This window comes from Pseudoflavonifractor sp. 60 (assembly GCF_009911645.1).
In the GTDB taxonomy this organism is placed as follows: domain Bacteria; phylum Bacillota; class Clostridia; order Oscillospirales; family Oscillospiraceae; genus Lawsonibacter.
The window spans coordinates 1-21159 of the sequence record NZ_QWKI01000004.1 but is presented as its reverse complement, the minus strand read 5'-3'; the positions used below and the strand labels follow the sequence as shown (position 1 = coordinate 21159).

The following is a 21159-nucleotide window of genomic DNA, read 5'->3' as shown; positions in this document are numbered from 1 at the left end:
TCCTGAAATCGTGAGGTTTCAGGATTTTTTCATAACCTTTTTTGTTGAGAGTTCAAAAGTATATCGTTGATGGGAGCGCGGCTGACAGCCCCGCATCTTCATATAAAAATGACCCAACTACTAAATTGGATGAGGAGGGGCCATATGCGCCTGTTTGATACCCACGCCCACTACGACTCGGGCGCTTTCAACGCCGACCGTCTGGAGGTGTTGGCCTCCATGCCGGAGCAGGGAGTGGAGTTGATTTTGAATCCCGGCTGCGACCTGGACAGTTCCCGCACCGCAGTGGAGCTGGCAGAGCGATTTCCCTATGTTTACGCCGCCGTGGGGGTCCACCCCTCCGACTGCGGCCCCTGGGAGGACAGCTGGCCGGAGGAACTGAGGGCCCTGGCCGCCCACCCTAAAGTGAGAGCCATTGGAGAGATTGGCCTGGACTACTACTGGAAGGACAACCCCGCCCACGACTTCCAACAAAAGGTGTTTCACGCTCAACTGGCGCTGGCGGAGGAACTGAAGCTGCCCGTAATTGTCCACGACCGGGAGGCCCATCACGACTGTCTGGAAATCGTCCGTGCCCACCCCAATGTGACAGGAGTGTACCACTGCTACTCCGGAAGCCTGGAGGATGCCAAGACCCTGGTTAAACTGGGCTGGATGCTGTCCTTTACCGGAGTCGTCACCTATAAAAATGCCCGCAGGTCCCTGGAGGTCATTGACTGGCTGCCCTTGGACCGGGTGATGATTGAGACAGATTCTCCCTACCTCACGCCAGAACCCTTCCGAGGCCAGCGCAATGACTCCCGCAAGGTGTACCGGGTTGCGGAGACCATCGCTCAGGTGAAGGGAATCACCCTGGAGGAGGCAGCTCGAATCACCCTGGAGAATGGAATGAAATTTTTTGGAATCGAGGAGAGACCGCTATGACCATCACCTATGAGTACGAGGGTGCGCTGTATGTCAATCTGACCAATCAGTGCAACTGTGCCTGTGAGTTCTGCCTGCGAAAGGGCAAGGCGGAGGGCTCCATTTATACCGAAGATTCCCTGTGGCTGGAGCGGGAGCCAACCCGTCAGGAGGCTCTGGACAGCTTTTTGAGCCGGGATGTGTGTTCCTACCGGGAAATCGTCTTCTGCGGCTATGGAGAGCCTACCTACCGCCTGGACGATCTGCTGTGGCTGGTGGACCAGCTGAAAGAGCGCTATGGCGATAAGCTGCCTCCAGTGCGCATCAACACCAATGGTCACGCCAACCTGATTCAAAATCGAGATGTGTGCCCTGAACTGCAAGGGCGTATTGACACCCTGTCCATCTCCCTTAACGCAGCCAATGCGGCGGATTATGTGGCCCTGTGCCACCCCGTCCAAGGTGAAACGGCCTGGCAGGCTATGCTGGACTTTGCTCGGAAGTCCGCCGCCTATGTCCCGGACGTGGTGATGACCATTGTAGACAAGGATAAAACACCAGAGGAAATTGAAACCTGTCGGAAAATTGCCGAAAATCTGGGTGTCAAACTGCGAGTGCGCAGCTTTATCGATTCCTGAACCGCCGCCGGCAAAAATTTTCTGTTTCTTCAAATTTCTGCTTGCAAATTGGTCCAGCTTGTGGTATAGTAAAAACGCTTTCAGGAGCGTGCAGGTGTAGTTCAATGGCAGAATGTCAGCTTCCCAAGCTGAACACGAGGGTTCGATTCCCTTCACCTGCTCCAACCTGTGTTGCCCAAAAAGATACAGACGAAAAACACCGCATTTTCATGCGGTGTTTTTCATTTTATTAATGGAAATCGCAAAAAGATAAATTTGGGGGCTGCTGATCCAGGTGGCGGTTGAAATGCAGCGATCAATGGCCGGTGAAACACATCGAAGCGAACCCGTACCCGCAATATTTCATCGGTATGAAAGCGTATGAACTGTGTCCGTTCAGGGAGTCCACACTGGTGGCATTCCGAAAACGATCCGCCCAACAGCAGAACGCTGGTCCTGGACACCAACTGCTGTCTGCGTGATTGGCATTTTCCTTTTTCCACACAGAGCTATTGACAAACAACACCAGCCACTGTAAAATTGAACCAATATTGGCAGGGGAAACTCTGCCGTTATCAGGAGAAAATCCCCCCACATTCCTGGCTGAAATGTCATCCATCCCGGCTAAACGGCCATTCGTCAGAAATTTTCCCCAGGCGGACGAGATGCTGGTATGATGACATCACAACAAGGCGATGCCCCAACAAACAATTTCCAAAACGAAAATTTAGGAGGAGAAGACAATGGCAGAGATTAAGGTAACCCCGAGAGAGCTTCGCAACAAGGCGGACACCCTGGAGCAGCTGAACCGGCAGTTCCGGCAGGAAGTGGAGAAGATGGTGGGCTACGAGCAGCAGCTGGCCAGCATGTGGGAGGGCGACGCCCAGCAAGCCTTCCGCAAGGCTTTCAACGATGACAAGCTGAAGATGGACCGCTTCGCTCTGAACATCGACAAGTACGTGGTGGCCCTCCGGGAGGACGCCCAGAAGTACGAGGAAGCGGAGAACAAGACCACCAACATCGCCACCACCCGGAAGTAAGCGCCCCGGCGCTTCGTCCGCAGCCGGAAATTCCGGCAGCCTGAATATAATAAAGGAGAGTATATAGATATGACCGGTAATTTGAGAGTGACCCCTGAGAAGCTGATTTCCACCTCTACCCAGTTCGGCCAGTCCGACTCCAAGGTGAACACCCTGACCCAGAGCATGATGGACATTGCCAACCAGCTCAATTCCACCTGGGCCGGCGAGGCCGCCACCGGCTACTACACCAAGCTGAAGGGCCTCCAGGCCGACATGCAGAAGCTGCACAAGATGATTCAGGAGCACACCACCGACCTGCAGGAGATGGCCAAGACCTATCAGGAGGCGGAGAAGGCCAACGTCCAGACCGCCAACGCCCTGAAGACCAACGAGATTGTCTAAAAACGCCTCCGGATACATAGACAGTGTTTGGAGTCAAGCCGCCCGAAGCGCCCTGTGTGCTTCGGGTGTGCTGGTATACAGATACAATCCTGGGGCCTGTGGAGAAAGGACAGATGTAAGCTATGCTGAACTATGTGCTGGCGGCGGCCATCCTAGCCGCTCTGGCTGCCGGACTGCGCTTTTGGACCAGGCGGCGGAAGGAACACAAGAAGTTCGAGGAAATGTCCCAGAACAAGCGCCGGGATGACGCCCTGACGGAAGCGCTGCGCAACCCCCGTGCGAAACAGGAGAAGCCCGGTTCCCAGGGACCCATGGAGATCAGCTGGGACGACAAGGCTGTCAATCCGCGGGGGGTAGGCAGCGCCTCCCTGATGATGGAACTGACAGAATTTTCCGCCTATTCCCGGCGAAAATACGTCTTCCGGGCCGAGCAGCGGGTTACGGTGGGGATGGGCAAGGATTGCCAGCTGGTCCTTCCCCGGGAGGGCGTAGCGGAGCGGCACTGTGAGATTCTGCTGAACGGCAAGCGCTTTTGTGTGCGGAGCTTGTCCGACGCCAAGACAGTGCTGATCCGAAACAAGAAATCGGTGCTGGTGGGGACAGAGGGCGTCTACCTGAACAACGGCGACCGGCTCCAGCTGGGCGTGTCAGAGATCCAGTTTCGGAGCTTTAAAGGATAGGGGCGCGGTTCAGGCCAAAACAATACAGAAAGACAGAGGGTGTGTGCATAAAGATGGGTATGGTACTATCAATTTACAGCCAGAAGGGCTTCCGGGAGGTGACCCTGCCTGAGCGCGGCCAGGACGAGCTGGAGGTCCTGATCCAGAAGGAGCTGTTTGCTCTGGACCAGGATATTCGGCTCAAGCTGGAGAAGCGGGAGGAGCATTGGCGGCTGGAGTTGGAAAACGCCGCAGTGGTGGCGGGCAAGGGACCGGAGGGGGACAGTGCGGTGACCATCCGCGACGGTTTCCGCTTTGAGGCGGCCACCCAACAGGGCAGCCGGATCACCGTCATCAGCTTTGAGCAGAGCAATCCCTTCTCGGTTTACAAGAAATATGAGCTGTCCGGCCTGCGGGAGGTCACCATTGGCCGGAAGCCGGGAAATATGCTCCAATACGAGAATGATTTTGTCTCCGGGGAGCACTGCTCCATTGTGTTGGAGAACGGGACCGCAAAGCTGTGCGACAAGTCTACCAACGGGACCTATTTGAATTTCAAGCGGGTGTACGGCAGTACGGTGCTGAACTACGGCGACAGCATTCGCGTCATGCGGCTGAATATCATTTATCTGGGCAATATGATCGCCGTGGATGAATGTGACCACCTGAGCGTCTCCCTCTCCCCGCTGGGGGCGGAGCGTATCCAGGCGCTGGCGGGTCCGGTTCGGGAGGAGGAGAGCAGCCACAAGATCCTCTTCCGCCGCTCTCCCCGCGAGCTGGAGAAGCTGTACACAGATCCCTTTGAGATTGAAGGGCCTCCTCAGCCCCCCGACAGCCGGGAGGCCCCTCTGGCCATGACCATCGGCCCCGCCCTCACCATGTCCATCCCCATGATGCTGGGCACCGCCGTCTCCGTCTTTGCCAGCCGCAGCAGCGGGGCAGGGTCCGGAGCGATGATGTACATGGGCATGATTACCGCCCTGGCGTCTGCGTTGATTGGTGCGGTTTGGGCGCTGATTAATGTGCGCTACGCCGCTAAGATGAAGAAGCAGGAGGAGAACCGCCGGTTTGAGCGGTACAGCGAGTACCTGATCCGAATGCGGGACAAGATCGAGAAGGCCCACAACGAGAACGCGGCGGTGCTGAACAAGCGGTATCTCAGCGCCGGGGACTGCTGCGCCCTGGATGAGCACTCCCCGCTGCTGTGGAACCGGAACAGCTCCCACGAGGACTACCTCAGTGTGCGTCTGGGGATTGGCGAGGTGCCATTTCAGGCGCCTATTTCCGTGCCCAGGGAGCGTTTTTCCCTGATAAACGACTCCCTGGCGGATAAACCCCAGGTGATTTTGGACAACTTCAAGACCCTGCGGCAGGTGCCGGTGACGGTGGACCTGATGCAAAACCGGCTGGTGGGCATTGCCGGCGGCGAGAACCGGAAAGCGGCCATCAGCGTGGCCAAAGCAATGATGGCTCAGCTGGCCACCGCCAACTGCTATACCGACGTGAAGATTGCCGTGATCTACGACGGAAGCAAGGACATCGACCGGGAGGCCTGGGACTTTGCCATGTGGCTGCCCCATGTGTGGTCCAGTGACAAGAAGATCCGCTATATCGCCACCAGCAAGTCGGAGGCAGGGGACGTGTTCCACGCCCTGACCCAGGTGCTGCGCAACCGCAGCGAGGAGGAGAAGGAGCGCAGCTGGAAGCCCCACTTCGTCCTCTTTGTGACCGAGCCCAGACTGCTGGACAGCGAGGCGGTGGCCCGCTATGTCTTCGCCCGCAATGAGAATCTGGGCCTGTCCACTGTGCTGCTGGCGGACAGGCCGGAGGACCTGCCCAACGAGTGCGAGTGCGTGGTGGAGTGCGACAGCGAGTATCAGGGCCTGTTCAGCATGAGGGGCGGCAGGGAAGACGGGACCCAGCTCAAGTTTGACACTGTCACCGACGAGGGCCTGAAGAAGCTTTCCAAGACCCTGGGCCGCATTGAGGTCATCGAGTCGGAGCAGGAGGGCGAGATTCCCAATACCCTCACCTTCTTTGATATGTTCGGCATCGACCGCCCTGAGGCGCTGAACGCTGCCGAGCGGTGGAAGAAGGCCAACAGCATCCAGACCATGAAGGCGCTAGTGGGCTTCCGCAGCGGCAACGCCCCCTGCTATCTGGATATCCACGAGCGCTACCACGGCCCCCACGGCCTGGTGGCGGGCACCACGGGCTCCGGCAAGTCGGAGACCCTCCAGACCTACATCCTCTCCCTGGCGGTGAATTTCAGCCCTGAGGATATCGGCTTCTTTATCATCGACTACAAAGGCGGCGGTATGGCCAACCTCTTTGACGGCCTGCCCCACATGATCGGCTCCATCTCCAACCTGTCGGGCAATCAGGTCAAGCGGGCCATGGTGTCCATCCAGTCGGAGAACCGCCGCCGGCAGCGGATTTTTACCGAGTACGGGGTCAACAACATTAACGGCTACACCGCCCTGTACAAGAGCGGCGACGCTGTGGAACCGGTGCCCCATCTATTTATCATCATCGACGAGTTTGCCGAGCTGAAGCGGGAAGAGCCGGAGTTTATGAAGGAACTCATCAGCGTGGCCCAGGTGGGACGAAGCCTGGGGGTCCATCTGATTTTGTCGACCCAGCGCCCCTCGGGCACGGTGGATGAGAACATCTGGGCCAACAGTAAGTTCCGCCTGTGTCTGCGGGTCCAGGACCGGCAGGACTCCATGGATATGCTCCACCGTACCGAGGCGGCCTATCTGACTCAGGCGGGCCGGTGCTACCTCCAGGTGGGCAACGATGAGATTTTTGAGCTGTTCCAGAGCGGCTGGTCGGGCGCCTCCTATGACGAGGAGCTGGGAGGCGGCAGTCTGCTGATTGCCCAGATGCTCAGCGCCACCGGCAAGGTGGACCTGGCGGGCAACCACGCCAAGGTCAAGCGCAAGGAGGAGCTGAAGCGGCGGTGGGTCCACCAGCTGGTGGATGTCCTCCGGACCGCCCAGCGGGAGACCGGCCTGTCGGTCTCCGACCCCAGTTTCAGCTTTGAGGAGCACGGGGAGTTCAAGGACAGCTTCTATCAGGCGCTGTGGAAGCTCCAGCCTGATTTTGAGGACAACCAGTTCAACAACACCCGCATCGGGGACTTCTGCGCCCTGTACCGGGAGCTGGCAGATATTCAGGACGACGGCCAGCTGGTGCTCCAGCTCATCCGCAAGGCGACCCGGGAGGGCAAGCGCCTGCCCGAGGTGAAGTCCAAGACCCAGCTGGAGGTGACGGTGGACTACCTGCGGGGCGTGGCGGAGGAGATGGGCATTGAGAAGATCAGAAAGCTGTGGCTGCCCGTACTGCCCACCTGCCTGTATCTGGACTCTCTGGAGCCCTTCTCCCGCTCCGCCTTTGACGGAAAGGGTTGGAAGGAGCGTCCCCGCCGCTTCCAGCTCAGCGCGGTTATCGGCATGGCGGACGACCCGGCCAACCAGGCGCAGCTGCCCGTATCCCTGGACTTTGCCAACGGCGGCCACCATATGGTCATCGGTACGGTGTCCACCGGCAAGTCGACCCTGCTCCAGACGGTGATTTACTCCCTGACGTCCAGCTATACCCCCGACCTGCTGAATGTCTACTGTCTGGACTTCAGCGCCAAAATGATGTCCGTCTTCTCTGATTTGAAGCACGTGGGTGGATATCTGGACGAGAACGACCTGGACGGCGACGGCTTCAGCAAGTTCTTTACCATGATGACCCGCATTCTGGACGAGCGGAAGACCCTGTTTGCCGGCACCAGCTACGAGGACTATGTGAACTACAACGGCTGGACCGTCCCCGCCATCCTGATCGTCATTGACAACTACGGCAGCTTCCACGACAAGACCGGCGAGACCTACGAGGCCAACATGATGCGTATTGCCAAGGAGGGCAACAGCTACGGCGTCTACCTGCTGGTGTCCGCCGGAGGCATTGGGATGCAGGAGCTGCCCGGCCGGCTGGCGGAGACCTTCCGCACCGGCGTCGCCCTGGAGATGCAGGACTCCTTCGCCTATGCGGATGTGCTGCGGGTGGTCCGGCCTCCGGTGCTGCCCGAGACCAAGGTGAAGGGCCGGGGCCTGATGTACTGCGGCGAGCGTATTTTGGAGTTCCAGACCGCGCTGGCGACTCGGGCGGAGGACGGGCCGGAGCGCACCGAGCTGCTGAAGAAAGCGGTGGCTGCCATGAACGCCGCCTATACCGGCCCCAGAGCCAGAGCCATTCCCGCCATCCCGGACAACCCCACCAGAGAGGACTTCACCTCTCTGCCGGAGTACCGGCAGCTGCTGGAGCGTCCGGAACTCATGCCGGCGGGCTACGATTTCGAGTTTGCGGATATCTACTCCCTCAATCTGGTGGAGAACTATGTGTTCCTGATTACCGGCACCAAAAAGAGCGGCAAGTCGGTGTTCATGGAAAACCTTATGCTCAACAGCCTGGACCGGGGGGACGAGGTGGTAATTCTGGAGATGGGGGACAGCCGCTTTGCCCAAATCGCCCAGGAGCACGCCCTGACCCGCTGCACCGAGGCCCAAGAGGTGTATAATTTCCTGTCCCGGATCCACGGGGAGCTGGTTCAGCGGGCCGGCATCAAGAAGGCCTGCCTGGACCGGAAAGCGTCCCAGGAGGAGATGTTTACAGCTGCCCAGGCCAACTCCCGGATCAACATTTTTATCGGCAATATGTCCACCCTTATCGGACAGCTCCACGACCCGGAGTCCCCTGTCTTCAACGCCAGAGACCTGTTCGAGACCCTTTGCGAGCGGGGCATGGGCTACAACATCTTCCTCTATGGCGAGGTGAGCGACCGTGAGGAGACCGACCTGATGGGCTACACCTGCTTCGACAGTATGCGGGGCTATCGCTCCGGCGTCCGCTTCGGCGGTCGCTTCAGCGAGCAGAAGCTCTTCCCCTTCGAGAATGTGGGTTATCAGGACCAGGAGCGCTCCATGAAGTGCGGCGTGGGTATGGTGCCCAGCGAAAATCGAGAGGAGCGCCAGGTAAAAATCGTGGTGCCCATGAGTTGATAGAGGGGGATAGATATGATCGGGGTTCTTGTCTGCGACCGCGACGAGCAGGAGCGGACGCTGATTGCCCGGGACTGCAAAAATCAGGTGGCTAAAAACAGCGAGGAGCTGCTCCAGCTGGAGGGTACAGCGAAGGAGGGAGCCCTGACGGCAGCGGCGGAGGAGGAGAAGCAGGTGGACCTGCTGTATTACGAGTTTCGGAAGGGTCAGCCGGTGGACGAGCTGCGCTTCTTCCGCCGCCGCTATGGAAACACCCTGGTCATGCTCATTGCGGACCCCACCGTCTCTCCCCTGGAGTATCTGCGGCCCGGAGTTGCCCCCGACTCTCTGCTGCTGCGGCCCGTCACGGCGGGGCAGCTGGAGGGGGCCAACGCTGAGTTTATGGACAGCTTCTTCGAGCGCTTCCAGCAGGGAAAGACCGAGTCCTGTTTTGTGGTGGACACCCGGGAGGAGAAGGTGTTTATCCCCTTCTCCCGCATCTACTACTTCGAGGCCCGGGACAAAAAGCTCTTTGTGCGGATCAAAAACCAGGAGTACGCTTTCTACGACACCATCGAGGCCCTGGAGAAGCAGCTTCCCGACTCCTTCCAGCGCTGTCACCGGAGCTACATCGTCAATACCAGTAAAATCGTGCGGATACGGTTTGGCGAGAACTACATTGAGCTCAGCGACCAGATTGGCGTGCCCGTCTCCCGCAGCTATAAGCCGCTGTTTAAGGGGGCGTGGCAATGAGCGAAGTTCTGTATTTCACGCAGGCGGAGTTTATGCTCCTGCTGGAGCTGGCAGGGGGAGGGGAGTGCTCCCTCCTCAGCGACGGGGTGCGGCCGGAGAGGGAAGCGCTGACCCTGGCCTTTGCGGCCCTGTTTCAGCGGGGGATGCTCCGCAGGCAGGGGGAGGGCTTTGCTCTGGAAGGAACGGGAGTGCTCTTTGCAGATATCCGGAGCGCACCTTGGGCGGTGTGCCTCTCCAGTCCGGAGGGGGAGCGAGGGGTGTGCTATGTAGGGGAGGAGGGCCTCTGGCTGGTGGAGCTGGCCGATACCATCCTGACCCGGCAGTACCGGGTGCGGCGGATGGACCGGCTTTCGATGGAGCAGTGGCTGTTTGACAGCGAGCTGCTGGAGCGGCCGGTGCTGACCTGTGAGGACCTGTCAGAGCTGGGCGCCCTGGAGGAGGAGCTGCCCGGCCTGGACCGGCAGACCCTCCTGCGCCTGGAGAAGCGCCGCAACGGCGGTCCGGTGATGGAGCTCTATGAGGTGTATCAAAACGGGGTCCAGCGAGGGATCAGCCGGAATGGCCAGGATGTCAATTACACACAAGAGGCGCTGTCGCAGATGCTGACAGACTGCTTTGGAAAGGAACGCTATGATCGTTGTTAATGTGAACGTGCCGGCACTGGAAAAGGTGTATAACTTCTCGGTGGAGGAAAGGGCCAAGGTGGGCGACCTGATCGAGGAGCTGGTGGAGCTGATTATTCAAAAGGAGTGTGTGCCCTTTGGGGGCGAGATTGAGAAGATGGTGCTGTGCTCCGTGGACAGCGGGGCCATGTGCGACAAGGAGAAGTGCCTGAATGACTACGGCGTGTGCGGCGGAGGCGAGCTGGTCCTGGTCTAGGGGAAACCGGGTGTCCCTGCCGTTTGTCCAAAGAAAGGCGCAGTTCGTCGCCTGAGGCGGCGGGCGGCGGCCCTGTGTGGTATGCTTGGGGCAGGCAAAAGGAGAGAACGTATGAAGATCGAAGTCATTCCTGACAAAGCGGACCAGGCCGGTCTGGAGATGCTGGAGCTCTCCCGTATGCTGCGGCAGGCGCGGGAGGAGGTGGAGGAGGTGCGCCGTCAGCTGCGCCGCCACTCCCAGCTGGAGGAGTGCAGGTATGCGCTGCAAAAGCAGGAGGACGCACTGACACGGACCACCGCCAACTGCGTCAAGCTGTCCTGTTCCCTGCGGGAGATCGTTCAGGTGTACCGCCGGACCGAGCAAAAGAATATCGCTTGCATTGAGGAACAGCCCCCTGCCCACAGGGGGAAGGAAGAGATTATCATCTTTGGCAGCGGGTACGGACTGAATCAGACGGTCCAAACAATCTTGTATCAATAAGTAGGGGGAGTTGTTATGGCAGGACAAATCATTGAGGTCAACACCAGTACGCTGCGGTCCGATGTGTCGGAGATTGCTTCGGAGCTCCTGGGAATCAAGAGCGACGCAGACAAGCTGGAGGGTGTGCTGGGCCAGCTGGAGAGTATGTGGGACGGCTACGCCAAACAGGCCTTTTCCGCCGCTGTCCGGGACGACCTGAGCCGTCTGCGGGACCTGGTAAAGGCGATGCAGAGCCTGACCACCAAGACCGGACAGGCCCGGGAGGAATATGACAAGTGTGAAAACACAGTGTCTCAGATCGTCAGCTCTATCAAGGTGTAGAGCGGGTTATAGAAGGAGGAAGTATGGCTGATATTGTATTGCGGGTTACCCCGGAGGAGCTGCGCCGGAAGTCCACCGAATTCAGCACCATCATCAAGGATATCCAGAAGCGGTTTGACCGGGTCGAGAGCATTGCCGCCAAGACCAAGGGCTACTGGCTGGGGGAGGCGGGGACCCGGGACCGGGAGAGCTTTGCCTCTTATGAGAATGACATCCAGTTTTTGATCCGCCGCCTGAGCGAGCACCCTGTGGACCTGCTGGAGATGGCGGGCATCTACAGCGAGGCGGAAAAGAGCGCCACGGAGACCAACGCGAAGCTCCAGACAAACCAGATCGTATAAGGGAGGCTGAGACAGGATGAGCAGCTTGTCTGAAATCTATTTCAACTATAACAAGGCCATCGAGCAGGCCAAAAAATTAGACGATATCGCCCGCCGGCTGCGGAATGCCTCCGATGATAACATGGAGAGTATCCTGAACACCGTAAACAGCGCCTGGAAGAGCGACAGCGCACCCCAGTACATCAAGAAGGGTCAGAAGGTGGGGGGCGACATCCGCATCACCGCCGGAAATCTCACCAATATCGCCGCTGCAATCCGGACCATTGCCCAGCGGGTCCTGGACGCGGAGCTGGAGGCTTGGAGGATTGCAAATGAGCGGACATAACATCAAAAGAAACAGCATTCGAATTGTAACTGCGGCTTTTTTGCTGGCCGCAGTTACAATTGCTGCCTATGCGGCCTCTTCTGCGGTGGTGCTGGAGCAGCAGGTGACCCAGGACTCCGTGTTGCTGTATGTGAAGCACAGTGGGGAGGACCAGACTGCCCAGGCCCGGATCGGGACCCAGTCCGGGGTCAGTGTCAGCGTGACCGGGGAGGACGGCAGCCTTCCCGTGGTCACCTGGCTGCTGATGGATAACTCCCTGTCCATCAACGACGCCGACCGGGTCACGGCCAAACAATTGCTCACCGACCTGGTGGCGGGCCGGGCGTCCAACGAGCGGTTCAATCTGTGTACCTTCAGCGACAAGCTGAACATCCTGCTGGAGGAGAGCCAGGACTATGCCGACTTGAAGGGCAAAATCGACCAGATCGAGAACGTGAATCAGGAGACCTATCTCACCGATGTGCTGGCCGAGGTGCTGGACCAGGAAAAGGCCCGGGAGGACAGCGCCTTTGTGCGGATCGTGGTAATCTCCGACGGTGTGGACAACAACCCCGGCGGGCTGACCCGGGAGGAGCTGACCCAGCGGCTGAAAGAGCAGCCCATCCCCATCTACGCCCTGGGTTCCAAGAACAACAAGGCGGACAGCGACCAGCGCCTGAAGGCCATGTACGCCCTCTCCCGGCAGACCAACGCCCTGAGCTGGACCATAGGGGAGCTTAGCGATACCCTCAGCGTCTCTCAGACCATGGGCGGCAGTGAGCTTCCGGTGTGTGTGGAGGTAACCGTTCCGGAGCCCCTGCGGGACGGTACGGTGAAGGGGATTCAAATTACCTTCGGGGATGGGGCGGTGGCGGAGATCCAGGCCATCATGCCCTTTGGAGACGTGACCCAGCCGCCGGAGGAGGACCCGCCCGTTCCCACGCCTCCGCCGGTGGAAGAGCCGGAAGCGGAAATGCCCATCCTCACCATTGTGCTGGCGGCAGTTTTAGCGGCGGTGGTGGTGGGAGGAGGGATTTTCTTCCTGATGAGCCGCAAAAAGGACCAGGAGCGCATTGAGACGGTGCGGGACCCCATCCCCGACGCCGGCAGCGGCGAGACCGAGGTGGACAGCGGCGACAGCCCAGGGGGCGGCGACACCGCGATTTTGATTGGCAATGACCGGCGGCTGACCCTGTGCCTTACCGACCGGGCCGACGCCAACCGCCACTTTGAGGCCCCCCTCCGGGAGCGGGTATCCATTGGCCGGGGTCCGGGCAACCAGATTGTGCTGAACTACGATAAGTCGGTGTCCGGAACCCACTGTGAGGTGTTCATCTCGGGCAGTATCTTTAAGGTGCGGGATCTGGGCTCCCGAAACGGGACCTATGTGGATGGAATGCAGGTGGGAGATATGGCGGAGATCTCCAGCGGCAGTGTGCTGAAGCTGGGCCGGATTGAGCTTGTGGTGGAAATTCGATGAAGCTGCTGTGTGCGGGGGCGTCTCACATTGGCCAGGTACGCCGGAATAACGAGGATGCTATCCTGCTCCGGACCGACGAACGGGGCGGGCTGTTCCTGGTGGCCGACGGCATTGGCGGCAGGGAACACGGCGAGCTGGTCAGCGCCATGCTGCGGGAGCGCTATAGCCAGTGGTGGCAGGACCGCTTTTTACAGGACCCCGGTATGAGCTTTCCCGACGCCATCGGGGAGCTGAAAGGGGTCCTGCTCCGGGTCAACCGGGAGGTGGTGGACCGCTTCGGCCCCCTCCAGGCGGGCTCAACCCTGGTGCTGCTCCTCCTGATGGGAAAAAACTGCCTGTATCTGTCCGCCGGCGACAGCAGGATCTATCTGGCCCGGCGGTTGTCCTTCCAGCAGGTCACGGTGGACGACACGGTGGGAAATTCCGCCGGAGCACAGAGACAGGCCGACCGGGGCAAGCTGATGGGCGCGGTGGGCATCCGGGAGCAGCCGGAGTTCAGCGTGAGGACCGACACGCTGCAAAAGGGGGACCGGTTCTTTCTGTGCAGCGATGGGGTCTACCGTTATCTGGACGCCAACCGGCTGAGCCGGCGTCTGCTGCTGGGCTGGCCCCAGCCGGAGCAGCTGATCCAGGACTTTTCCCGGGAAATTGAGCAAAACGGCGCGGGAGACAACTATTCTCTGATCTATGTTCGGGTCAGTGGGGCGTGAGCGGGGGAATATGCCGTTCGTCGTGGAATACAGGCATTTCGTCCTCTCAGCTCCACAGGGCTGTGATGTTAGGGTATCATTGGCTCAACACCAGACAGCGGCAAGCTATGAGGGAGGAAGATGGTATGGCAAAGATAAGCATTGACCCCAAGCGGGCCAATCAGGCGATCAGCGCAGAGGCCGACCTGGCAAAAAAGCTTACATCCATGTCCAGTGAGGTCAGCAGTATCAAGGGAGCGCTGCGCTTTAAAATTTCCTGTCAGCAGCGAATTATGGCCCGCCTGAATGAGGCGGCGGCTCAGATTGCCAAGGAGTCCAACAGTACCTCGGCCCTGCGCCGGGGTCTGGAACAGGCGGTGATCCGGTACAACCAGGCGGAGAACCGGAATACCGGACTTATCCATGCGGACCCCTCCAATGTCACCAAAGAGTCGGGCAAAAGCACGATTACCCAATTCCTGGAGAATCTGCGCCAGAAAATTCAGGACATCCTCCGCGCCTTGGGCATCGTGCCAGGCGGCAGCAATAACAACAGCAGCGAGTACGCCGGCGAGCCGGTGAATATGTGTACCGGCAACTATGTCAACGACATCTGGGAGCTGACCCTGCGGGGAGATATGGAGCTGAGCTTTGTCCGGCACTACAACTCCCAGTTTGTCCAGTCCGGCCCTCTGGGTGTGGGCTGGAGCCACAGCCTGGACTGTGCCCTGAAGATTGAGGGGGACGAGGTGACGGTGTGCTGGGGCAATGGACGGCAGGAGCGGTTTGACCGGGACGAGAGCGGCGCCTTTGTCCACATCTTCGGGGGCTACGACACCTTGGAGCAGATGGAGGATGGCTACTGCTATACGACCCGGGAAGGGAAGAAGAGCTTTTTCAGCACCCAGGGCCGTATCACCCGGATTCAGGACCGGGCGGGCCACGGGCTGTCCTTTACCTATGAGGAGGACCGCATGGTGCGGGCGGCGGCCTCGGAGGAACGGTGGATTCAGCTGTCCTACAACGAGGAAGGCCTGCTGGCCCGGCTGACCGACAGCATGGACCGAGAGGTGTCCTTCCAGTACGACGGCGTCCTGCTCCAGAGCGCCTCCTCCGCCGACGGCACCTCGGAGCAGTACGAGTACGACGGGAACAGCCGCCTGAGCGCCATCATCAACGCGGCGGGGGTTCGCATCCTGGAGAACACCTTCGATGAAGAGGGCCGGGTTGTCCACCAGCGCTTCCCCGACGGGACCGAAATGCGCTACGAGTACCGGGATGACCATGTGGTCTTCACCGACCGCAACGGCAGTCAGGCAGTGTACTACCACGACCAGCGCCTGCGCCACACCTGCACCCGCTTTGCCGTGGGCGAGGAGTCCTATACCTACAACGACAAGAACGAGCGCATTACCTATACCGACCTGAACGGCAGCATTTGGAAACGGGAGTTTGACGAGAGCGGCAATGTGATCTCCCTTACAGACCCCCTGGGGCAGGTGACCAGATACCAGTACGACGCCCGGGGCCTGCTCACCTTCGTATCCGCCCCCGATGGCGGCGAGACCCGGATGGCCTACGATGAGAACAGCAATATGACCGAGATTGTGGACGCGGCGGGCAGCCGCCAGACCACCGTGTATCAGGACGGCAGAGTAGTGGAGGCGGTGGACCCGGACGGGCTGAAGACGGTCTTTGCCTACGACGAGGAGGGCCGTGTCATCGCCATCACGGACAGCCTGGGGAACACGGTGCGCCACGAGTATGACAGAGCGGGGCGGCTGGTCCGCCTGACCGACCAGAAGGGCAATGTGTCTGAGTTTGAGTACGACGGCCTGGACCGGCTCCTGCTTATCCGGGACCCCGCCGGCCAGGAGCGGTGGATCACCTATTCCCCCACAGGCAAGGTGTCTGCCATTCAGGACTTTGACGGCCTGACTGAGCGGTGGACTTTCAACGAGATGGATATGATTGCCACCTATACCAACAAGTTGGGGGGCGTCACCACCTTTACCTACGACAATATGTCCAATCCGGTGGAGATCACTCTGCCCAACGGCAGCGTCATAACCCGCTCCTACAACGCCATGAACCTGTTGGAGCGAGAGGAACAGACCGGTATGGCCCCCCGTCTCTTCGAGTACGACAGCTATGGCCGGGTCACTGCGGAGCGGCGGGGCGAGGAGAGCAAGCTGTACCGCTACGACGCCGCAGGCCGTCTGATTGGGATTACCGACTGGAACGGCGGCGAGATCACCGTGGAGCGGGACGCTCTGGGTCGGGTTACCAGGCGGACCTACGCGGACGGCAGTGCCGTCACCTTTGTGTATGACGTGGTTGGGCGCTGTGTCACCGAGCGAGACGCCCTGGGCCGGGAGGTATCCTATGAGTACTCCCCCGCCGGGCGGATGACTGGCCGCACGGATGAGAGTGGTGTGCGGACCGGCTATACTTACGGACCGGATGGCCGGCTCAGCCGGGTCACCTACGCAGACGGCAAGTATATTGACTTTACCTACGATGCCCTGGGCAATCTGGTCAAGCGAGCCCTTCAGAGCGGCTACACCGAGTTCTACACCTACGACAGGCTCAGCCGCCGGGTCCGGATTGCCGACAGCGAGGGCCGGGAAAAGGGGCTGGAGTACGATGCTGCCGGCAATGTAATCCGCACAGAGGACAACCAGGGCCGGGTGGTGTGCTATTCCTACTCCGCTGCCGGCTCCCTGGAGAAGGTCATTGATGAGATGGGCCAGGTGACCCACTACGGCTACGACCAGGCTGGACGGCTCAGCGCTGTGCTGAAGGGGGCCTTCCCCGACGAGCGGGCCCAGGAGATCCTCAGCGCCCCGGAGCAGTACCAGAAGCCGGAGAACGTGGACTGCCGCCTGACCACCTGGAAGCGGAACGCCGCCGGCAGTGTGACCGAGATCCGAAACGCCGTGGGCGCGGCGGAGACCTTTACCTACGACGCCTATGGCAGAATGGTCAGCCACACTGATCTGTCGGGGAGTGAGCTGCGCTACCGTTACCATCCGGGCGGCCTGATGGCCGAGGTGGAGTGGGACGGCGCCAGTCTGGCCCGCTATACCTACGATAAGATGAAGCGGATGACCGGGATGGAGGACCAGTGGGGGACCAGCTCCTTCCAGTACGACGCTGCGGGCCAGCTGACCCACACCCGGGACAGCTTCGGCCATGAGGTGGACTATGTTCTGGAGGGGGCGGGAGTGAAGAAGGAGGTCACCGCCAACGGCAAGACCTACCTCTACGAGTACGACGCCCACATGCGCCTGGCCGCCGTCAGCGTGGAGGGCAGCCGGATCACCTACTCCTACGACAGCGATGGCCGGCTGGCGAAGAAGGAGATGACAGGCGGCCTGTCCGAGTCCTACACCTACACCCCCGCAGGCCAGGTGAAGCGGGTCGTGCGCACCGACGGGGAGGGTGAGTGCTGGTCCTGCGACTACCAGTACGACGATTTGGGCAGCATCTCCGAGAAGGCGGAGACCCGCCGCGGCGGGGAGCGGCGGGTCACGGTGTACAGCTACGACGCCCTGAACCGGCTGGTTTCCGTCACCGAGAACGGGGTCCTGCGCAGGAGCTACCAGTACGACCAGTTTGGCAACCGAACCGAGATGACAGAGGACGGCGTTGCCACTCAGTTCCGCTACAATGTTCTCAACCAGGTAACCGAGAAGGTGTGCGGCAATCAGGTGTTTACCTACACCTACGACGAGCGGGGCAACCTGGTCACCGAGACGCAGGGTGGTCAGACCCGGACCTTCGTGTACAGTCCGGAGAACCGCCTGGTCAAGGTGGAGGACTTCGACGGCACTGCGGCGGAGTACTTCTGGGACGGCATGGGTCATCGCTTGGGCAAGGTGGTGGACGGCAAGAAGGTGCTGTTTGTCAACGACTTCAGCCGGCCCACCGGCAATGTTCTGTCCATCGAATCTCAGGAGGAGACCCGGCATCTGCTCTGGGACGAGGCCCTGACCGCCGAGCTGAGCGGGGGAGAGGTGCGCTGGTTCTTTACCGACGAGCTGGGCAGTGTCCGCGCTGCGGCGGACGGCACAGGCAAGGTGGTGGAGCACTTTGATTACGACGAGTTCGGCAAGAGCACCACCGGCAGCTGTCCCGAGTTCGGCTTCTCCGGCCTGCAATACGACGCCGAGTCGGCCTCCTACTTCGCCCAAGCCCGATTCTACTCCCCTCAGCTGGGCCGATTCCTGGCCAAGGACAAGGAGCGGTATATCTTCCCGGAGATTCCCGAATCGGTGAACCTGTATGCCTACTGCCGGAACAATCCGGTCACCTTCATTGACCCCCAGGGCACCGACTGCTACATCTTCTATCTGCCCGAGTGGAAGGGGGAGGCCATGGCTGACCGGAAGGCTCTGGCACAGAAGTACGGCTACGACATCTCCAAGGTCCACATGATTCCCATGAACAACAAGCAGGACCTGACCAACGGATGGAACGGTATGGGTACGGTAGACGGCCAGCCGGTGGACATTGATACGGTGGTCATCGACTCTCACGCCAGCCCCAGCTCTCTGGGCTTTGGCAACGGGAGCAGCTCCATGCGGGCCCAGGATATTCAGAATCTGAACAGCCAGGACGTGAAGGAGCTGGTCCTCTACGGCTGCAACGCCGGCCACATGGACTACCAGAACACCAACCCAGCGGCCCAGTTTGCCCAGCGGGTCAACGGCGGACAGGTGTTAGCCAGCGATGGTACGGTATACTCGACCCCCAGCGGGCGCACGGATTATGATTCCCGGGCGGACGACACCTTTAACAGGTACCTGCGGAATGGGGATCGTGACAACCTGGGCTGGGTGGAGTACACCTATGAAAACGGGCAGGTCCAGACCCACGTGGTGAACGATAAGAAGATGTACGTTACCGAGATGACCGACGAGCTACGCCGGAGAAGGGGGACGATGTGCTGATGACTCTCCCGCGGAAGCTCATAAGCTGCCTGCTGGCCCTGGCCCTTCTGGGGAGCATGACCGCCTGTGGGATTGCAGGGAGTGCTCAGTCTCAGACAACGGAGGAAAACATGGATTTTATGGAATATATGCGTGAAGACCTTGGGGTTGACCTGTCGGAGTATTTGGGCGCCGGCGAGGGAGAGATCACCGACGAGCCCTACGCCTATCTCCGCTTTCCAGTATCCGACCAGAGAAAGCTAGAGGAGACCCTGAACCAGGTCTGCGGGGAGCCGCTGGAGCTGACGGAGGAGGAGATCCCCGGCTACATGGGCCACGAGATTGCCAAAAAGCTGGCGAGTGAGCCGCTGGTCAGCGCCTGGAACTGCTTTCTCAGCGGCCGGGACGGTGCAAAGACCCGGGCGGTGGAGCTCTACCTGACCCAGGGCGAGGGGGAAGCTCTTTTCCTGTACTACTTCGGCTGAACACGGCAAAATATGCGGCGGGTACGTCTGGATGGCGTACCCGCCGTATGTTTCTGCGTTCTAGGAGGCGGCCCTCCGCCGGGTGGGCGCTTCCAGACCTTTGGCGCGGCACCACTCCACGGCCCGGGTGCGGAAGGTGGTGCGGGACACCCCCAGCTCCTTCCCGGCCTGCACGGCGGAGATACGGCCATACCACCATTCCTCCGCCAGCGCTCCGAACCGCTCAGGCATAGGAATACGCTCCCGGCCAAACTGCACGCCCCGCTCCTTGGCCGCTGCAATGCCCTCAGCCTGGCGCTGGTGGATAAAGTCCCGTTCGGTCTGGGCAACGTAGCTGAGCAGCTGGAGCACAATGTCAGCAATCAGCGTACCGGTGAGGTCGCGGCCCTCCCGGGTATCCAGCAGGGGCATATCCAGCACCACAATTGCAATGCCCCGGTCCTTGGTCAGGCCGGACCACTGTTCCAGAATTTCCTTGTAGTTGCGGCCCAGCCGGTCAATGCTCTTGACCACCAGCACGTCGCCATTTTTCAGGGTTGCAACAAGCTGGAGGTAGGCGGGGCGGGCGAAATCCTTTCCGGACTGCTTTTCAATCACAATGTGCTCCTCCGGCACACCGAAATTTCGCATGGCAGCCAGCTGCCGGTCCTCCCGCTGTCCTCTGGTGGATACGCGGACATATCCGTATGTGTTTCCTGACATCCCTGTGTCCTCCTCAAAAAATAGAAAGAATATCAGTCTATTTTATCGAAAAAAATCTTCCGTGTACATCGGCGGCGATATTTCGCATGACATTGGCGAAGGGAACCGCTCCATAAAAATAAAAAACTACCTGTTGAACTCAAGTTCGATAGGTAGTTTTGCACATATAAATGGATTTTATCTGCAAAGAATCTATAGGATATTTGCAATTCTGCGGCGAAAAGCGGATTTCAGAAAAAATTTGAAAAAAGGGCTAAACTTTTTCAAATTCCAGCCGAATAAGTAAATGTACCCAGCAATGGAAGTGATGCAAAAAAACTATACTTTTTTTGCAGTGGAGGAAAAAGGGCGCGAAGGAGCGCGCCGGAACGAAGTAAGGAGAACGACATGCTGAAATTGACCCTGCTCCCTGACGAGTATCTGACCGTCCGGGACGACATCGTGATTCAGCTCACCCGGGTAGCCGGGGGACGGGCGGAGTTGGCGGTGGACGCGCCCCGCGAGTTTCCCATTGTGCGCGGGGCAGTGCTGGAGAAAAACGGCGGCCAGCGTCCGGCGTGCTTAGCGCCTCCGCCGAAGAAGAAGGCCAAGAGCAGCCGGGACCAGGTTTTCCGCTGGAACGACGACCGGGAACGGGCCGTCCGGATTATGAAGCGGACCTTGGATCAGCTGGACCAGAGCCAGTTCAGCCAGGAGGCAAAGCTGCTGCGGGACCAGCTGAACCGAATTATCCCCGCCGTGTGGGAGGACGACTTGGCGGCTCCCTGAATTAGATTTCAACCGGTCTTGCAAGCCGGATGAAATATAGTACCGCGTCTGAACTGTTCCCGCTTCCAAAGGCCACGGAGCAGGAACAGCGGCGGCGCAAAACCCAGTGCCGGAACAAGGAAGTACTGGCACGCCGACCGCATACCCCTAAACATTTTTTTGAAAGGAAGCATTAAAATGAGGATTCAGCACAATATTATGGCTATGAATGCCTATCGCAACTACAACCTGAATAACAAGGCCCTGGCCGGCAACCTGGAGAAGCTGAGCTCCGGCTACAAGATCAACCGCGCCGGTGACGACGCTGCCGGTCTGGCTATCTCCGAGAAGATGCGCGCCCAGATCGCCGGCCTGGAGGCCGCTCAGAAGAACGTCAAGGACGGCACCAGC

General features: G+C 59.7%; 19 protein-coding genes, 1 tRNA gene and 1 pseudogene. 20 read left to right on the top strand and 1 reads right to left on the bottom strand.

Annotation, left to right across the window (positions count from 1 at the left end):
• The first annotated feature begins 144 nt into the window (after positions 1–144).
• The 18 genes from D1646_RS00900 (at position 145) to D1646_RS00815 (ending at position 19299) form a co-directional block, all read left to right on the top strand.
• Entirely contained in the window at positions 145–924 is a 780-nt protein-coding gene (locus D1646_RS00900) for a TatD family hydrolase (RefSeq protein ID WP_160634618.1), read from the top strand.
• A complete protein-coding gene (locus D1646_RS00895; protein WP_160634617.1) occupies positions 921–1541 on the top strand; it encodes a TatD family nuclease-associated radical SAM protein in 621 nt (206 codons plus the stop codon). Before D1646_RS00900 ends, D1646_RS00895 begins: the two co-directional genes overlap by 4 nt.
• Before the next feature lie 90 nt (positions 1542–1631).
• Positions 1632–1705 (top strand) — tRNA-Gly (locus D1646_RS00890).
• Positions 1706–2263: 558 nt separating this feature from the next.
• A complete protein-coding gene (locus tag D1646_RS00885; RefSeq protein WP_160634616.1) occupies positions 2264–2560 on the top strand; it encodes a WXG100 family type VII secretion target in 297 nt (98 codons plus the stop codon).
• A gap of 69 nt (positions 2561–2629) precedes the next feature.
• Positions 2630–2944 carry a WXG100 family type VII secretion target gene (locus D1646_RS00880; RefSeq protein WP_160634615.1) on the top strand — a complete coding sequence of 105 codons (315 nt, stop codon included), beginning with the start codon at positions 2630–2632 and terminating at the stop codon, positions 2942–2944.
• 122 nt (positions 2945–3066) lie between these two features.
• Positions 3067–3624 carry an FHA domain-containing protein gene (locus D1646_RS00875; RefSeq protein ID WP_160634614.1) on the top strand — a complete coding sequence of 186 codons (558 nt, stop codon included), beginning with the start codon at positions 3067–3069 and terminating at the stop codon, positions 3622–3624.
• A 59-nt stretch (positions 3625–3683) separates the two neighbouring features.
• On the top strand, positions 3684–8654 hold the full coding sequence (locus tag D1646_RS00870) for an FtsK/SpoIIIE domain-containing protein (RefSeq protein WP_160634613.1): 4971 nt from the start codon (positions 3684–3686) through the stop codon (positions 8652–8654).
• A 15-nt stretch (positions 8655–8669) separates the two neighbouring features.
• Positions 8670–9386: a LytTR family DNA-binding domain-containing protein gene (locus D1646_RS00865; protein ID WP_160634612.1), complete on the top strand. Its 717-nt coding sequence runs from the start codon at positions 8670–8672 to the stop codon at positions 9384–9386.
• Positions 9383–10030 (top strand): hypothetical protein, encoded by a 648-nt coding sequence (locus tag D1646_RS00860; protein WP_160634611.1) that lies wholly within the window; start codon positions 9383–9385, stop codon positions 10028–10030. The genes D1646_RS00865 and D1646_RS00860 overlap by 4 nt, the downstream gene beginning before the upstream one ends.
• A complete protein-coding gene (locus tag D1646_RS00855; RefSeq protein WP_160634610.1) occupies positions 10017–10265 on the top strand; it encodes a glutamyl-tRNA amidotransferase in 249 nt (82 codons plus the stop codon). Before D1646_RS00860 ends, D1646_RS00855 begins: the two co-directional genes overlap by 14 nt.
• Before the next feature lie 111 nt (positions 10266–10376).
• Positions 10377–10745 (top strand): hypothetical protein, encoded by a 369-nt coding sequence (locus D1646_RS00850; protein ID WP_160634609.1) that lies wholly within the window; start codon positions 10377–10379, stop codon positions 10743–10745.
• Between the two features lie 15 nt (positions 10746–10760).
• On the top strand, positions 10761–11066 hold the full coding sequence (locus D1646_RS00845) for a WXG100 family type VII secretion target (RefSeq protein WP_160634608.1): 306 nt from the start codon (positions 10761–10763) through the stop codon (positions 11064–11066).
• 23 nt (positions 11067–11089) lie between these two features.
• Complete coding sequence (locus tag D1646_RS00840) at positions 11090–11407, top strand: WXG100 family type VII secretion target (protein WP_160634607.1); 318 nt, start codon at positions 11090–11092, stop codon at positions 11405–11407.
• 16 nt (positions 11408–11423) lie between these two features.
• Positions 11424–11732: a hypothetical protein gene (locus D1646_RS00835; protein ID WP_160634606.1), complete on the top strand. Its 309-nt coding sequence runs from the start codon at positions 11424–11426 to the stop codon at positions 11730–11732.
• The gene (locus D1646_RS00830; RefSeq protein ID WP_160634605.1) at positions 11719–13191 is read left to right on the top strand and encodes an FHA domain-containing protein; all 1473 of its coding nucleotides are present in this window, start codon (positions 11719–11721) and stop codon (positions 13189–13191) included. Before D1646_RS00835 ends, D1646_RS00830 begins: the two co-directional genes overlap by 14 nt.
• Positions 13188–13901, top strand: coding sequence for a PP2C family serine/threonine-protein phosphatase (locus D1646_RS00825; protein WP_160634604.1), 714 nt, complete (start codon positions 13188–13190; stop codon positions 13899–13901). The genes D1646_RS00830 and D1646_RS00825 overlap by 4 nt, the downstream gene beginning before the upstream one ends.
• Before the next feature lie 125 nt (positions 13902–14026).
• On the top strand, positions 14027–18835 hold the full coding sequence (locus D1646_RS00820) for a DUF6531 domain-containing protein (RefSeq protein WP_160634603.1): 4809 nt from the start codon (positions 14027–14029) through the stop codon (positions 18833–18835).
• Positions 18829–19299: a hypothetical protein gene (locus tag D1646_RS00815; RefSeq protein ID WP_160634602.1), complete on the top strand. Its 471-nt coding sequence runs from the start codon at positions 18829–18831 to the stop codon at positions 19297–19299. Before D1646_RS00820 ends, D1646_RS00815 begins: the two co-directional genes overlap by 7 nt.
• 60 nt (positions 19300–19359) lie before the next feature.
• Here D1646_RS00815 and D1646_RS00810 read toward each other — a convergent pair whose 3' ends face one another.
• The gene (locus tag D1646_RS00810) at positions 19360–20001 is read right to left on the bottom strand and encodes a recombinase family protein (RefSeq protein WP_160634601.1); all 642 of its coding nucleotides are present in this window, start codon (positions 19999–20001) and stop codon (positions 19360–19362) included.
• A 387-nt stretch (positions 20002–20388) separates the two neighbouring features.
• Between D1646_RS00810 and D1646_RS00805 the strand changes: the two genes are divergently transcribed.
• Entirely contained in the window at positions 20389–20769 is a 381-nt protein-coding gene (locus tag D1646_RS00805; protein ID WP_160634600.1) for a carbon storage regulator, read from the top strand.
• A gap of 177 nt (positions 20770–20946) precedes the next feature.
• Positions 20947–21159 (top strand): annotated as a pseudogene (locus D1646_RS00800) (flagellin); the annotation flags it as partial.